The sequence below is a fragment of the Pseudomonas capeferrum genome (assembly GCF_000731675.1).
Lineage (GTDB): Bacteria > Pseudomonadota > Gammaproteobacteria > Pseudomonadales > Pseudomonadaceae > Aquipseudomonas > Aquipseudomonas capeferrum.
Genome location: NZ_JMIT01000005.1, coordinates 136,686 through 150,764, shown reverse-complemented (window position 1 = coordinate 150,764; position 14,079 = coordinate 136,686). Strand labels below are relative to the sequence as shown.

General features: G+C 60.9%; 13 protein-coding genes. 9 read left to right on the top strand and 4 right to left on the bottom strand.

Features of this window, described 5'->3' with window-relative positions; translation table 11 throughout:
• Positions 1–72 precede the first annotated feature (72 nt).
• Positions 73–1,113 (bottom strand): threonine aldolase family protein, encoded by a 1,041-nt coding sequence (locus PC358_RS24785; RefSeq protein WP_033703145.1) that lies wholly within the window; start codon positions 1,111–1,113, stop codon positions 73–75.
• Between the two features lie 320 nt (positions 1,114–1,433).
• On the opposite strand from PC358_RS24785, the gene PC358_RS24780 reads away from it, so the two are divergent.
• The 6 genes from PC358_RS24780 (at position 1,434) to purU (ending at position 9,001) form a co-directional block, all read left to right on the top strand.
• A complete protein-coding gene (locus PC358_RS24780) occupies positions 1,434–2,687 on the top strand; it encodes a serine hydroxymethyltransferase (protein ID WP_033703144.1) in 1,254 nt (417 codons plus the stop codon).
• 15 nt (positions 2,688–2,702) lie between these two features.
• A complete protein-coding gene (locus tag PC358_RS24775; protein ID WP_008089646.1) occupies positions 2,703–3,953 on the top strand; it encodes a sarcosine oxidase subunit beta family protein in 1,251 nt (416 codons plus the stop codon).
• A 14-nt stretch (positions 3,954–3,967) separates the two neighbouring features.
• Positions 3,968–4,303 carry a sarcosine oxidase subunit delta gene (locus tag PC358_RS24770; RefSeq protein ID WP_027594307.1) on the top strand — a complete coding sequence of 112 codons (336 nt, stop codon included), beginning with the start codon at positions 3,968–3,970 and terminating at the stop codon, positions 4,301–4,303.
• Entirely contained in the window at positions 4,300–7,317 is a 3,018-nt protein-coding gene (locus PC358_RS24765) for a sarcosine oxidase subunit alpha (RefSeq protein ID WP_033703143.1), read from the top strand. Before PC358_RS24770 ends, PC358_RS24765 begins: the two co-directional genes overlap by 4 nt.
• Positions 7,318–7,500: 183 nt before the next feature.
• Positions 7,501–8,133 (top strand): sarcosine oxidase subunit gamma, encoded by a 633-nt coding sequence (locus PC358_RS24760; RefSeq protein ID WP_033703142.1) that lies wholly within the window; start codon positions 7,501–7,503, stop codon positions 8,131–8,133.
• Between the two features lie 10 nt (positions 8,134–8,143).
• Positions 8,144–9,001, top strand: a complete 858-nt coding sequence (purU, locus tag PC358_RS24755; protein WP_033703141.1) for a formyltetrahydrofolate deformylase — start codon at positions 8,144–8,146, stop codon at positions 8,999–9,001.
• Between the two features lie 55 nt (positions 9,002–9,056).
• On the opposite strand, the gene PC358_RS24750 is transcribed toward purU, so the two are convergent.
• Positions 9,057–9,494, bottom strand: a complete 438-nt coding sequence (locus PC358_RS24750; RefSeq protein WP_033703140.1) for a hypothetical protein — start codon at positions 9,492–9,494, stop codon at positions 9,057–9,059.
• A 388-nt stretch (positions 9,495–9,882) separates the two neighbouring features.
• Here PC358_RS24750 and fdhA point away from each other — a divergent pair, with 388 nt between their 5' ends.
• Entirely contained in the window at positions 9,883–11,082 is a 1,200-nt protein-coding gene (gene fdhA, locus PC358_RS24745) for a formaldehyde dehydrogenase, glutathione-independent (RefSeq protein ID WP_033703138.1), read from the top strand.
• A gap of 100 nt (positions 11,083–11,182) precedes the next feature.
• Here fdhA and PC358_RS28510 read toward each other — a convergent pair whose 3' ends face one another.
• Positions 11,183–12,127, bottom strand: coding sequence for an RHS repeat-associated core domain-containing protein (locus PC358_RS28510; protein ID WP_420847913.1), 945 nt, complete (start codon positions 12,125–12,127; stop codon positions 11,183–11,185).
• 72 nt (positions 12,128–12,199) lie between these two features.
• Positions 12,200–13,117 carry an RHS repeat-associated core domain-containing protein gene (locus PC358_RS26690; RefSeq protein ID WP_050506180.1) on the bottom strand — a complete coding sequence of 306 codons (918 nt, stop codon included), beginning with the start codon at positions 13,115–13,117 and terminating at the stop codon, positions 12,200–12,202.
• A 413-nt stretch (positions 13,118–13,530) separates the two neighbouring features.
• Between PC358_RS26690 and PC358_RS24730 the strand changes: the two genes are divergently transcribed.
• Both PC358_RS24730 and PC358_RS24725 read left to right on the top strand, forming a co-directional pair.
• Positions 13,531–13,779 carry a hypothetical protein gene (locus tag PC358_RS24730; RefSeq protein ID WP_033703136.1) on the top strand — a complete coding sequence of 83 codons (249 nt, stop codon included), beginning with the start codon at positions 13,531–13,533 and terminating at the stop codon, positions 13,777–13,779.
• A gap of 16 nt (positions 13,780–13,795) precedes the next feature.
• The gene (locus PC358_RS24725; protein WP_033703134.1) at positions 13,796–14,068 is read left to right on the top strand and encodes a DUF3077 domain-containing protein; all 273 of its coding nucleotides are present in this window, start codon (positions 13,796–13,798) and stop codon (positions 14,066–14,068) included.
• Positions 14,069–14,079 lie beyond the last annotated feature (11 nt).

Here is a 14,079-nt window from a genome sequence, read left to right as displayed (position 1 = left end):
TTCTTCGCGGGGCAAGCCCGCTCCCACAAGTACAGCGCTGTGGGAGCGGGCTTGCCCCGCGAATGCGGCCTGTCAGGCGGTGATGATGCTGCGAATATCCGCCGCCAGCTCACGCACCCGTTCCTCTTCGGTGTCCCACGAGCACATGAACCGCGCCCCGCCGCTACCAATAAAGGTGTAGAAGCGCCAGCCCTTGCCGCGCAACGCCTCGATCGCAGGCTCTGGCATCTGCAGGAACACCCCGTTGGCCTCCACCGGGAACATCAGCTCAACCCCCGGCAAGTCACTCACCAGCGAGGCCAGCAACTGTGCGCAGTGGTTGGCGTGGTTGCCATGGCGCAGCCAGGCGCCGTCTTCCAGCAGCCCGACCCAGGGCGCTGACAAGAAGCGCATCTTCGAGGCGAGTTGCCCGGCCTGCTTGCAGCGGTAGTCGAAGTCCTCGGCCAGGTCGCGATTGAAGAACAGGATCGCCTCACCCACCGCCATGCCGTTCTTGGTGCCGCCAAAGCACAGCACATCGACGCCGGCCTTCCAGGTCAGCTCTGCCGGGCTGCAACCGAGGAACGCGCAGGCATTGGTAAAGCGCGCGCCATCCATGTGCAGGTTCAGGCCCAGCTCCTTGCAGGTGGCGCTGATCGCCTTGAGCTCATCGGGGCGGTACACGGTGCCCACTTCGGTGGCCTGGGTGATGGTCACCACGCGTGGCTTGGGGTAGTGGATGTCCTGGCGCTTGAGGGCGACCTCACGAATCGATTGCGGGGTCAGCTTGCCGTTGACGCTGGCCGCCGTCAGCAGCTTGGAGCCGTTGGAGAAAAACTCTGGCGCGCCGCATTCGTCGGTCTCGACGTGGGCGGTCTCGGAGCAGATCACGCTGTGGTAGCTCTGGCACAGCGAGGCCAGGGCCAAGGAGTTGGCGGCGGTGCCGTTGAAGGCGAAGAACACTTCGCAGTCAGTTTCGAACAGCTCGCGAAAGTACTGGGCGGCCCGCTCGGTCCACTGGTCGTCGCCATAGGCGCGGTCGTGGCCCATGTTGGCCTTGGCCATGGCGGCCCAGGCTTCGGGGCAGATGCCGGAATAGTTGTCGCTGGCGAATTGTTGGCTCTTATCTGTCATGACACGGTCCTGTGAACGACGCAGAACTGCACTCTAAACCATCGATTCAGCAGTTGCCTATACAACCTGCTTTCAGTCGGATCTGTGTCGGCCTCTTCGCGGGGCAAGCCCGCTTCCACAATAGTCCTGCATACAGCAATCAATGTGGGAGCGGGCTTGCCCCGCGAAGCGGCCGGCAACAGCAACACAAAGCCAATGTCGTAAACGCGCCATTGCAAGGCGTGCGCAGGCATCTGACCCACCCCGGCCAGTCATACCATCGCCACAAAGGGCCACAGTGCCTTACAGACAAGAAACGATCGCTGCCGGGAGACAACAAGATGTTCAGCAAGCAAGACCAGATCCAGGGTTACGACGACGCACTGCTGGCGGCGATGAATGCCGAAGAACAGCGCCAGGAAGATCACATCGAGCTGATCGCCTCGGAGAACTACACCAGCAAGCGCGTCATGCAGGCCCAGGGCAGCGGCCTGACCAACAAATACGCCGAAGGCTACCCAGGCAAGCGCTACTACGGCGGCTGCGAGCACGTCGACAAAGTCGAAGCGCTGGCCATCGAGCGCGCCAAGCAGCTGTTCGGTGCCGACTTCGCCAACGTCCAGCCGCACTCTGGCTCTTCCGCCAACGGCGCGGTCTACCTGGCCCTGCTGCAGGCCGGTGACACCATCCTGGGCATGAGCCTGGCCCACGGCGGCCACCTGACCCACGGCGCCAAGGTGTCGTCTTCGGGCAAGCTGTATAACGCTGTGCAGTACGGCATCAACACCGACACCGGCCTGATCGACTACGACGAAGTCGAGCGCCTGGCGGTCGAGCACAAGCCAAAGATGATCGTTGCCGGCTTCTCGGCCTACTCCAAAACCCTCGACTTCCCACGCTTTCGCGCCATCGCCGACAAGGTCGGTGCGCTGCTGTTCGTCGACATGGCCCACGTCGCCGGCCTGGTTGCCGCTGGCCTGTACCCCAACCCGCTGCCGTACGCCGACGTGGTCACCACCACCACCCACAAGACCCTGCGCGGTCCACGTGGCGGCCTGATCCTGGCCAAGTCCAACGAAGCGATCGAGAAGAAGCTCAACGCTGCCGTATTCCCCGGCGCCCAGGGTGGCCCGCTGATGCACGTCATCGCCGCCAAGGCCGTGTGCTTCAAGGAAGCGCTGGAGCCTGAGTTCAAGCGCTACCAGCAGCAGGTCATCGAAAACGCCCAGGCCATGGCCCAGGTGTTCATCGACCGCGGCTACGACGTGGTGTCCGGCGGCACCGACAACCACCTGTTCCTGGTCAGCCTGATCCGCCAGGGCCTCACCGGTAAAGATGCCGCCGCCGCCCTGGGCCGAGAGCACATCACCGTCAACAAGAACGCCGTGCCCAACGACCCGCAGTCACCGTTCGTCACCTCGGGCCTGCGCATCGGCACCCCGGCTGTCACCACCCGCGGCTTCAAAGTCGCCCAGTGTGTGGCCCTGGCTGGCTGGATCTGCGACATCCTCGACAACCTCGGTGATGCCGACGTTGAAGCCGATGTGGCGAAGAACGTCGCCGCCCTGTGCGCAGACTTCCCTGTTTACCGCTGAGTGGAGTAAACGACCATGCAACGCTACTCGGGCTTCGGCCTCTTCAAGCACTCCCTCAGCCACCACGAAAACTGGCAGCGCATGTGGCGCACGCCGACCCCTAAAAAGGTCTACGACGTGGTCATCGTCGGCGGTGGCGGCCATGGTCTGGCCACGGCCTACTACCTGGCCAAGGAACACGGCATCACCAACGTCGCGGTGATCGAGAAAGGTTACCTGGGCGGCGGCAACACCGCCCGTAACACCACCATCGTGCGGTCCAACTACCTGTGGGACGAGTCGGCGCAGCTGTACGAGCACGCCATGAAACTGTGGGAAGGCCTGTCCCAGGACATCAACTACAACGTGATGTTCTCTCAGCGCGGCGTCTACAACCTGTGCCACACCCTGCAGGACATTCGTGACTCCGAGCGCCGCGTCAGTGCCAACCGCCTCAACGGTGTCGATGGCGAACTGCTGAACACCGCCCAGGTCGCAGCCGAAATCCCGTACCTGGACTGCTCCAAGAACACCCGCTACCCGATCCTCGGCGCTACCGTTCAGCGCCGTGGTGGCGTCGCCCGTCACGACGCCGTGGCCTGGGGTTACGCCCGTGCCGCCGATGCCCTGGGCGTCGACCTGATCCAGCAGACCGAAGTGATCGGTTTCCGCAAGGAAAACGGCGCGGTCATCGGCGTGGAAACCAACAAAGGCTTCATCGGCGCCAAGCGCGTCGGTGTGGTCACTGCCGGTAACTCCGGGCACATGGCCAAGCTGGCCGGCTTCCGCCTGCCGCTGGAATCGCACCCGCTGCAAGCACTGGTGTCCGAGCCGATCAAACCGATCATCGACAGCGTGATCATGTCCAACGCGGTGCACGGCTACATCAGCCAGTCCGACAAGGGCGACCTGGTGATCGGCGCCGGTATCGACGGCTGGGTCGGCTACGGCCAGCGCGGTTCGTACCCGGTGATCGAGCACACCCTGCAGGCGATCGTCGAGATGTTCCCCAACCTCTCGCGCGTACGCATGAACCGCCAGTGGGGCGGCATCGTCGACACCTCGCCGGACGCCTGCCCGATCATCTCCAAGACCCCGGTCAAGAACATGTTCTTCAACTGCGGCTGGGGCACCGGCGGCTTCAAGGCGACCCCGGGTTCGGGCAACGTCTTTGCCGCAAGCCTGGCCAAAGGCGAGATGCACCCGCTGGCTGCGCCGTTCTCCATGGACCGTTTCTACAACGGCGCACTGATCGACGAACACGGCGCCGCCGCCGTCGCCCACTAACCGGAGACACCGTCATGTTGCATATTTTCTGTCCCCACTGCGGCGAGCTGCGCTCCGAAGAAGAGTTCCACGCCTCCGGCCAGGCGCACATCGCCCGCCCGCTGGACCCTGCCGCCTGCTCCGACGAAGAGTGGGGCACCTACATGTTCTTCCGCGACAACCCGCGCGGTATTCACCATGAACTGTGGGACCACGTTGCCGGCTGCCGTCAGTACTTCAACGTCACCCGTGACACCGTGACCTACGAGATTCTGGAAACCTACAAGATTGGCGAGAAGCCGCAGGTGACCGCCAACGGCAAGCAGAACAGCGCACCGTCGACCGTCAAAGGCCAAGGGGAAAAAGTATGAGCCAGACCTATCGCCTCGCCAGCGGCGGCCGTATCGACCGCAGCAAGGTCCTGAACTTCACCTTCAACGGCAAGACCTACCAGGGTTATGCCGGTGACAGCCTGGCCGCCGCGCTGCTGGCCAACGGCGTCGATATCGTCGGCCGCAGCTTCAAGTACTCGCGCCCGCGCGGCATCATCGCCGCCGGTACCGAAGAGCCGAACGCCATCCTGCAGATCGGCTCCAGCGAAGCCACCCAGATCCCTAACGTGCGTGCCACCCAGCAGGCGCTTTACGCCGGCCTGGTCGCCACCAGCACCAACGGCTGGCCGAACGTCAACAATGACGTCATGGGCATCCTCGGCAAGGTCGGCGGCAGCATGATGCCGCCGGGCTTCTACTACAAAACCTTCATGTACCCGAAATCGTTCTGGATGACTTACGAGAAGTACATCCGCAAGGCGGCAGGCCTTGGCCGTGCACCGCTGCAGAACGACCCGGACAGCTACGACTACATGAACCAGCACTGCGACGTGCTGATCGTCGGTGCTGGCCCTGCTGGCCTGGCTGCCGCCCTGGCCGCTGCCCGCAGCGGTGCGCGGGTGATCCTCGCCGACGAGCAGGAAGAGTTCGGTGGCAGCCTGCTCGACAGCCGCGAGACCCTCGACGGCAAGCCTGCCGCCGAGTGGGTGAGCAGCATCGTCAAAGAGCTGGAAAGCCTGCCGGAAGTGACCCTGCTGCCACGCGCCACGGTCAACGGCTACCACGACCACAACTTCCTGACCATCCACGAGCGCCTCACCGACCACCTCGGTGACCGCGCCCCGATCGGCCAGGTGCGTCACCGCGTGCACCGTGTGCGTGCCGGCCGTGTGGTACTGGCCGCTGGCGCACACGAGCGCCCGCTGGTGTACGGCAACAACGACGTGCCGGGCAACATGCTGGCCGGTGCTGTCTCCACCTACGTGCGCCGCTACGGCGTGGCCCCGGGCCGCAAGCTGGTGCTGTCGACCAACAACGACCACGCCTACCGCGCCGCGCTGGACTGGCACGACGCTGGCCTGCAAGTGGTCGCCATCGCCGACGCCCGCCACAACCCGCGCGGTTCGCTGGTCGAGGAAGCACGTGCCAAGGGCATCCGCATCCTCACCTCCAGCGCCGTGGTCGAGGCCAAGGGCAGCAAGCACGTGACCGGCGCCCGCGTGGCCGCCATCGACGTGCAGGCACATAAAGTCACCAGCCCTGGCGAAACCCTTGAGTGCGACCTGATCGCTACCTCCGGCGGCTACAGCCCGATCGTCCACCTGGCTTCGCACCTGGGCGGTCGCCCGGTATGGCGTGAAGACATCCTCGGCTTCGTGCCGGGTGATGCACCGCAGAAACGCGTGTGCGTCGGCGGTATCCACGGCATCTATGCCCTCGGTGATGTGATTGCCGACGGCTTCGAAGGCGGCGTGCGCGCAGCCACCGAAGCCGGCTTCAAGGCCACTGCCGGCACCCTGCCGAAAACCGTGGCACGCAAGGAAGAGGCCACCGTGGCGCTGTTCCAGGTGCCGCACGACAAGGGCACCAAGGGGCCGAAGCAGTTCGTCGACCAGCAGAACGACGTGACCGCCGCCGGTATCGAACTGGCTACCCGTGAAGGCTTCGAGTCGGTCGAGCACGTCAAGCGCTACACCGCGCTGGGCTTCGGTACCGACCAGGGCAAGCTGGGCAACATCAACGGCCTGGCCATCGCCGCCCGTTCGATCGGCATCACCATTCCGGAGATGGGCACCACCATGTTCCGCCCGAACTACACGCCGGTGACCTTCGGTGCGGTAGCGGGCCGGCACTGTGGCCACCTGTTCGAGCCTGTGCGCTTCACCGCCCTGCATGGCTGGCACGTGAAGAACGGCGCCGAGTTCGAAGACGTCGGCCAGTGGAAGCGCCCGTGGTACTTCCCCAAAGCCGGTGAAGACATCCACGCCGCCGTGGCCCGCGAGTGCAAGGCTGTGCGCGACAGCGTGGGCCTGCTCGACGCCTCGACCCTGGGCAAGATCGACATCCAGGGCCCGGATGCACGCGAGTTCCTCAACCGCATCTACAGCAACGCCTGGACCAAGCTCGACGTGGGCAAGGCCCGTTACGGCCTGATGTGCAAGGAAGACGGTATGGTCTTCGACGACGGCGTCACTGCCTGCGTTGGCGACAACCACTTCTACATGACCACCACCACCGGCGGCGCCGCCCGTGTGCTGCAGTGGCTGGAGCTGTACCACCAGACCGAATGGCCAGAGATGAAGGTGTACTTCACCTCGGTCACCGACCACTGGGCGACCATGACCCTGTCCGGCCCCAATAGCCGCAAGCTGCTGAGCGCGCTGACCGACGACATCGACCTGGACAAGGACGCCTTCCCGTTCATGACCTGGAAGGAAGGCACTGTTGGCGGCGTACCGGCCCGGGTGTTCCGTATCTCGTTCACCGGTGAGCTGTCGTACGAAGTCAACGTGCAGGCCAACTACGCCATGGGCGTACTGGAAAAGATCATCGAGGCAGGCAAGCAATACAACCTGACCCCGTATGGCACCGAGACCATGCACGTACTGCGTGCCGAGAAGGGCTTCATCATCGTTGGCCAGGACACGGACGGCTCGATGAACCCGGACGACCTCAACATGAGCTGGTGCGTGGGCCGCAACAAGCCGTTCTCGTGGATCGGCCTGCGTGGCATGAACCGCGAAGACTGCCTGCGCGACAACCGCAAGCAACTGGTCGGCCTCAAGCCTGTGGACCCGACCCAGTGGCTGCCGGAAGGTGCTCAGCTGGTGTTCGACCCCAAGCAACCGATCCCGATGGACATGGTCGGCCACGTTACCTCCAGCTACGCAGCCAACTCCCTGGGCTATTCGTTCGCCATGGGTGTGGTCAAGGGCGGCCTCAAGCGCATGGGCGAGCGTGTGTTCTCGCCGCAGGCCGACGGCAGCGTGATCGAGGCGGAGATCGTGTCTTCGGTGTTCTTCGATCCGAAGGGTGAGCGGCAGAACGTCTAAGGCCCACCGGTAGGCCTGAATTGGAATGCAAACCTTGTGGGAGCGGGCTTGCCCCGCGAATGCGCTGGTGGCCTCACCGCCCTCTTCGCGGGACAAGCCCGCTCCCACTGGGCCCCCATTAGCATTCGGGCATTGCATCTGACCTCTGGTCTTACGGACAACAGAATTCAAGGCAGGTAAGAAATGAGCGCTATCAACGTCTTCCAGCAAAACCCCGGCGCCGAAGCCAAGGCCCAGTCGCCGCTGCACCACGCCGACCTGGCCAGCCTGGTTGGCAAGGGCCGCAAGAACGCAGGTGTGACCCTGCGTGAAAAGAAATTCCTCGGCCACCTGACCCTGCGCGGCGACGGCCATGATCCGGCCTTTGCCGCAGGCGTGCACAAGGCCTTGGGCCTGGAGCTGCCGGTCGCCCTGACCGTGGTCGCCAACAACGAGATGTCGCTGCAGTGGATGGGCCCCGACGAGTGGCTGCTGATCGTCCCGGGCGGCCAGGAGTTCGCCGTCGAGCAAAAACTGCGCGCGGCCCTCGAAGGCCTGCACATCCAGGTGGTCAACGTCAGCGGTGGGCAGAGCCTGCTGGAACTGCGCGGCCCGAATGTGCGCGAAGTGCTGATGAAGTCCACCAGCTATGATGTGCACCCGAACAACTTCCCGGTGGGCAAGGCTGTCGGCACCGTATTCGCCAAGTCGCAACTGGTGATCCGCCGCACCGCCGAAGACACCTGGGAACTGGTGATTCGCCGCAGCTTTGCCGATTACTGGTGGCTGTGGCTGCAGGACGCTTCGGCCGAATACGGTCTGAGCATCGAAGCCTAAGGAGAAAGACATGAGTCGGGCACCGGATACCTGGATTCTCACCGCCGACTGCCCGAGCATGCTCGGTACCGTCGACGTGGTGACGCGTTACCTCTTCGAGCAGCGCTGCTACGTGACGGAGCACCACTCCTTCGATGACCGGCAGTCGGGGCGCTTCTTCATTCGCGTCGAATTCCGCCAGCCGGACGATTTTGACGAGGTCGGCTTTCGTGCCGGCCTCGCCGAGCGCAGTGAAGCGTTCGGCATGGCCTTCGAGCTGACCGCGCCCAACCACCGCCCCAAGGTGGTGATCATGGTGTCCAAGGCCGACCACTGCCTGAACGACCTGCTGTATCGCCAGCGCATTGGCCAACTGAGCATGGACGTGGTCGCGGTGGTGTCCAACCACCCCGACCTGGAGCCACTGGCGCACTGGCACAAGATCCCCTATTACCACTTTGCACTCGACCCCAACGACAAGGCTGGGCAAGAGCGCAAGGTGTTGCAGGTGATCGAGGCGTCCGGCGCTGAGCTGGTCATCCTTGCCCGCTACATGCAGGTGCTGTCGCCCGAGCTGTGCCGACGCCTGGATGGCTGGGCGATCAATATTCACCACTCACTGTTGCCAGGGTTCAAGGGCGCCAAGCCTTACCACCAGGCGTACAACAAAGGCGTGAAGATGGTCGGCGCCACGGCGCACTACATCAACAACGACCTCGACGAAGGGCCGATCATTGCCCAGGGCGTCGAAGTGGTGGACCACAGCCATTACCCCGAGGACCTGATTGCCAAGGGACGGGATATCGAATGCCTGACGCTGGCGCGGGCGGTGGGGTACCACATTGAACGACGGGTGTTCCTGAACGCCAACAGGACTGTCGTTTTGTAGTGGCGTCGGGTTCAATCGCCGGCAAGCCGGCGATTGCACTTGTCAGCCAGGGCATTCAGCGCTTGTCAGCGATGATTTGCCAGACGAACCAGTCTTTGTCGACCCATAGATGGGCAATCCTGAAGTAGGCAGTGTACGCCTCACCCTTGTACTCGAACTTTTCATTATTGGCCAAGGTGGCCATCGTTTTCATGGCGTTCGCGTCGTGGACATATTCCCATGTGTCCGACGCTCGCAAGTGCAGTGCCACGTTTGAAAGTGGCGGCTCGCCAATATTCAAAGGCTGGCTTTTGCTGCTGCTGCGTCCAGGGCTCATGGTGGTCACCAGGGTAACCGTTTCAGGGACGATGATCCGTTGTACGGGAGCGATCGTATAGCGTGTTGCATGTTCGTCCGTCCAAGCGACCTGAATTTCATCATCGGTGCGTATTTGCAGCGCCAGTTCGGTATTCGGATAACAAACACCTTCATCGGTCTTCACGACAATTTTCATAGAATGCTACTCCAAGCTATAGGGGGAGCCGCCAGCCCGTGGGCATTCCGCTTACCGTTTCAGGCATGCGAATGGGCAGCAGTGACTTTCGTCCCAACGCAATGGCTGCACAACTGGCAGAAATGCCAGGTGGCCCCGCTGAAACCGCTTGGCATGACTGTAAAAAATGACTTGCAGCTGCTGGCAAGTCGGCGCTTGTTGGCTGACAGCTTGCCTGCGAAGGGCTCCCTCAATGCGCCTGCCGTAAAAAGGCATCTCTCTGTCGTTTCCAGTCAGCGCCGTCATGCCCATCAAGCCCACAATTCCAGCATTCCAGTAACACATGCCGCCCATGGATGGCGGCGCTTCAACCAACGCTGCATAAATAAAAACCAAGCGAGGTAAGAGCATGTCTGGCAATCGTGGAGTGGTATATCTCGGCGCCGGCAAGGTCGAAGTACGCAATATCGACTACCCGAAAATGCAGGACCCGCGTGGCAAGAAGATCGAGCACGGCGTGATCCTCAAGGTGGTCTCCACCAACATCTGCGGCTCCGACCAGCACATGGTCCGCGGCCGCACCACTGCCCAGGTCGGCCTGGTGCTGGGCCACGAAATCACCGGTGAAATCGTCGAGTTGGGCCGTGACGTCGAACGCCTGAAAAAGGGCGACCTGGTGTCGGTACCGTTCAACGTCGCCTGCGGCCGCTGCCGCTCGTGCAAAGAGATGCACACCGGCGTCTGCCTCACCGTCAACCCGGCCCGCGCCGGTGGCGCCTACGGCTATGTCGACATGGGCGACTGGACCGGCGGCCAGGCTGAATACGTGCTGGTGCCGTACGCTGACTTCAACCTGCTGAAACTGCCGGATCGCGACAAGGCCATGGAAAAGATCCGTGACCTGACCTGCCTGTCCGACATTCTGCCGACTGGCTACCACGGTGCTGTGACGGCCGGCGTTGGCCCAGGCAGTACCGTTTACGTTGCCGGTGCCGGCCCGGTCGGCCTGGCTGCAGCTGCCTCGGCCCGCCTGCTGGGCGCTGCCTGCGTCATCGTCGGCGACCTCAACCCATTGCGCCTGGCACACGCCAAGTCGCAGGGCTTCGAAGTGGTCGACCTGTCCAAGGACACCCCGCTGCACGAGCAGATCGTCGATATCCTCGGTGAGCCGGAAGTGGACTGCGCCGTTGACGCCGTCGGCTTCGAGGCACGCGGCCATGGCCACGAAGGTGCCAAGCACGAAGCCCCGGCTACTGTGCTGAACTCGCTGATGCAAGTGACCCGCGTTGCCGGCAACATCGGTATCCCAGGGCTGTACGTGACCGAAGACCCGGGCGCGGTAGATGCCGCTGCCAAGATCGGCGCGCTGAGCATCCGCTTTGGCCTGGGCTGGGCGAAATCGCACAGCTTCCACACCGGCCAGACCCCCACCATGAAGTACAACCGCCAGCTGATGCAGGCGATCATGTGGGATCGCATCAATATTGCTGAAGTGGTTGGCGTGCAGGTGATCAGCCTGGATCAGGCGCCGGAAGGGTATGGCGAGTTTGATGCTGGGGTGCCGAAGAAGTTTGTGATTGATCCGCACAAGACGTTCAGTGCGGCCTGACGCGCAATTCAGTCCTTCTTGACCAGCACACCGTGGCCACGGAACAGGCCCAGAAACTAGCTGCAATGAAACAGTGCCCCTCTATAGGAGGGGCACTGTGTTATCTGGTCGTGCGCCTGATTTCAGAGGCACCTGCACTGACCCTGAACTGACCTTGCGGGTAGGCCGTTAAGTCACGAGGGTTATTGGCACGTCGGAATAACGCTTCTCCAACGAGTGTTAGCCCTATGCGGCTATTTTCGAGATTGTTCAAGAATGCCGCGCTAACAGTGCTGTGTGGGGCACTCATTGCATTAGCTGCTTGTGCGTTTTGTAGGGTATTACTGATCGCGAGGTAGTTGTCTAGGCTTGTCCTGGTCACATGGACGGTTGCCGAGCTTCTCTGTGGATCGGAAAGCACCTCGAATACTTCTGTCGTTCGGAGTGTTCTGCGAGTCGAAGTCTCAGCCGTGGTCACCATATTTTCACCTTTGCCCCCGGGCCTCAGGGTCGTCCTGGTAAGCGACTCGTAGTGATCAATCCTTACGCTTCGCACGATGGGGAGTCGCCTCGGCTTAAGCAAATTGGGTTTCGAAGGCTTCAGGATGGGATGCTGGGCGGGCCTGATATGTAAAAAAAAGTGTCCGCTGGGATCGAACCGGTTAACAGGGTCCCCGCTGCAGTAGGCGTAGCCGTTTATCCCACCTTGATTGAAGGGCGCCCAACTGTCTGGCGAGTGGAAGCGCATCAGCTGCGGGCTGTAGGCTCGGTAGCCATTGCCTAACATTTGGCAGCGATGGTTCGCCTCTAGGAGCTCGCTGTTAAATCCCAAGAGTGTAAGAGCTGAAGGCAGTGTAGGGGCATCGCCATAGGCTGAGTAATAGTGATTCTCCACATCGGCTTCGGCTTGCACTTTGAGAACGGAACCCTTGTCATCGGTTGCCAGTAGCCCGATGCCTGGCGTGCCACCCCTTTGCTGCTCGGCCAGTGGTATCTCCGCGCTGCGGAAGATGGTGCGATGATGCTTGCCCTGCTTCACGGTAACGAGCTTGCCGCCTCGGTACATGAAGAGTGAGTTACTTAAGGAATTAAACATGACGTCGATCCCTTTAGCATGTTATGCGGAAGTTTGAATAACTCAATTGTCAGGGTTATACCCAAACCTGTCCCTGTTTCTCTCGGGTGGGACGCCTATCGTAGGGTTTTCAGGCGGTTGTCGAATGGCTTTTGATGTATTAGACATTCTATTATTTTGATTGAGACTGTCTATAAAGATTAGGGCGTTTGAGTACTCAGCTTCCAATCTGGAGTCTGAGATATTGATTCTCATTTTGTGCTTTCGCGCGTAATTGATATCCTTCGTGGATAGTGGTGTAGGAGATTTTAAAGTGCTCTTCATTGTTTTGATGTTGGCGCTTATCTCGGCAAGGTGCATAAGGTTCTGAGAAGTGGCCGGTACGGGCTTATTGTTCTTGAGGTAGTGAGGATTGTTAATGATCTCATTGAGTGCTTCGTTTCTATTTTTGACTTTTTCGTTGAAAGCCGTTATGCGTGATATTTTTCTTTCGACTCTATGGCTAAACGTGTTTTTTAACCATTTCACAAAGGATTTCCCAGAAGGGTCTATATTATTAATCGGGTCGCCAACGCAATATGTATAAGCATTAAGCCCCCCCTTGTAGAATGGGCTGAGGTCGTCAGGTGACTGAAAACGCATAAGCCTTGGGCTAAAGCTTCGATGGTAGCCGGGGCCAAGTAAATAGTTTTCTGACACCGCCTCGAATGGTTCGCCGTTAAAACCAAGCAAGGTTTGCAGCCTGCTTAAGTTTGACGCGTGGCCATAGGCTGTGTAGGCCAGAGAATCATCTTCCCTAGTGTCTGTCTGCAATATGGAGCCTTTCTCTTCGGTGGCCAGCAGCCTGGCGTGTTCACTACACAGTTCTGCAAGGGGTATCCCCTTAGCCTGAAAGATCGCCCGACGGTTCTGGTTTGTTTGCACGGTGATGAGCTTTCCGTTCCGGTAGAAAAACTGTGTAGCGTTCGCCTGGTTTTTCATGAAGCGCTCCTGTTATCAGTCACCGCTGATGGGCCTATAACAGGATATTGGTCAGGAGTGGAGCGGCTGGCTACTGGCAAAAATGATAGGTATGCGGAAATTGCCTACATGGCTATGGGCCATTTCCTGCTTACTCTACGAATCCGCAGGAAATACCCTACGCAGTCTGTCGAATCGCGTCTGATTGCCCCTGTGAGCCCCGGTCCGTAGGCTCGTTGGGTCGCTGAACGGTTCAGCGATGGGGGTGTGGAAACCCTGGTAGTCATCGATCGACATGCCGTTATGGCGGCTGTGCGCGGGAGGCCGTTTGGCCTACCGGGTTGCTCGATGACCGGTTTTCCACCCCGCGTTCAGCTGCCTCCATTCGTGTGGAAACGAGGTTGGTGGCTTTCCCATCACTATCGAGTTGAATCATGAACAAAATAGTCCCCGATCCACCCCGCCTTAAACTGTTCAACACCCTCTATTCCTCCATCCACCCCGATTTGATTCCGCTCGACGCCTTGTCTGTCGCCAGCGAGATGCTGCTGGGTATCTCAGAAACCGTCGACGAGTACCGCCGCATCCATACCGGTGAGCCGGGCCTGCACATGCTGGCCAATGCAATCCATTCCGCCGATACAGCCCACGCGTTGATCGAGCACGCGCTGGCGCGTATGTGAAGGAGGGCGTAGTGCGATGAGCGACGATAGACAAGCAAACGTTACGGTGGGCGCCAAGACCTTCTGCGAGGCTGGTGAACAGCCCAGCCATCTGTTCCGGGTGATGCCTGGTGTGCCGTTCGAGCATGCCTATGAGCAGGTTTCGGTACTGCTGGGGTACATCAAGCACCTGGTGCGCGAAGGGGATATGGAGGATGACCATAAGCTGCTCGGTGCTGCGGATTACCTGAGTGCGTTTGCCAAGGCGATCATGGATGACATCGAGCTTGCTCGGAACAGAAGGCACTGACTGGGCCAGTC

Bases quoted from the DNA above. Each gene is read 5' to 3' on its own strand.
- PC358_RS24785 (WP_033703145.1), bottom strand. From the start codon at position 1,113: ATGACAGATAAGAGCCAACAATTCGCCAGCGACAACTATTCCGGCATC.
- PC358_RS24780 (WP_033703144.1), top strand. From the start codon at position 1,434: ATGTTCAGCAAGCAAGACCAGATCCAGGGTTACGACGACGCACTGCTG.
- PC358_RS24775 (WP_008089646.1), top strand. From the start codon at position 2,703: ATGCAACGCTACTCGGGCTTCGGCCTCTTCAAGCACTCCCTCAGCCAC.
- PC358_RS24770 (WP_027594307.1), top strand. From the start codon at position 3,968: ATGTTGCATATTTTCTGTCCCCACTGCGGCGAGCTGCGCTCCGAAGAA.
- PC358_RS24765 (WP_033703143.1), top strand. From the start codon at position 4,300: ATGAGCCAGACCTATCGCCTCGCCAGCGGCGGCCGTATCGACCGCAGC.
- PC358_RS24760 (WP_033703142.1), top strand. From the start codon at position 7,501: ATGAGCGCTATCAACGTCTTCCAGCAAAACCCCGGCGCCGAAGCCAAG.
- purU (WP_033703141.1), top strand. From the start codon at position 8,144: ATGAGTCGGGCACCGGATACCTGGATTCTCACCGCCGACTGCCCGAGC.
- PC358_RS24750 (WP_033703140.1), bottom strand. From the start codon at position 9,494: ATGAAAATTGTCGTGAAGACCGATGAAGGTGTTTGTTATCCGAATACC.
- fdhA (WP_033703138.1), top strand. From the start codon at position 9,883: ATGTCTGGCAATCGTGGAGTGGTATATCTCGGCGCCGGCAAGGTCGAA.
- PC358_RS28510 (WP_420847913.1), bottom strand. From the start codon at position 12,127: ATGTACCGAGGCGGCAAGCTCGTTACCGTGAAGCAGGGCAAGCATCAT.
- PC358_RS26690 (WP_050506180.1), bottom strand. From the start codon at position 13,117: ATGAAAAACCAGGCGAACGCTACACAGTTTTTCTACCGGAACGGAAAG.
- PC358_RS24730 (WP_033703136.1), top strand. From the start codon at position 13,531: ATGAACAAAATAGTCCCCGATCCACCCCGCCTTAAACTGTTCAACACC.
- PC358_RS24725 (WP_033703134.1), top strand. From the start codon at position 13,796: ATGAGCGACGATAGACAAGCAAACGTTACGGTGGGCGCCAAGACCTTC.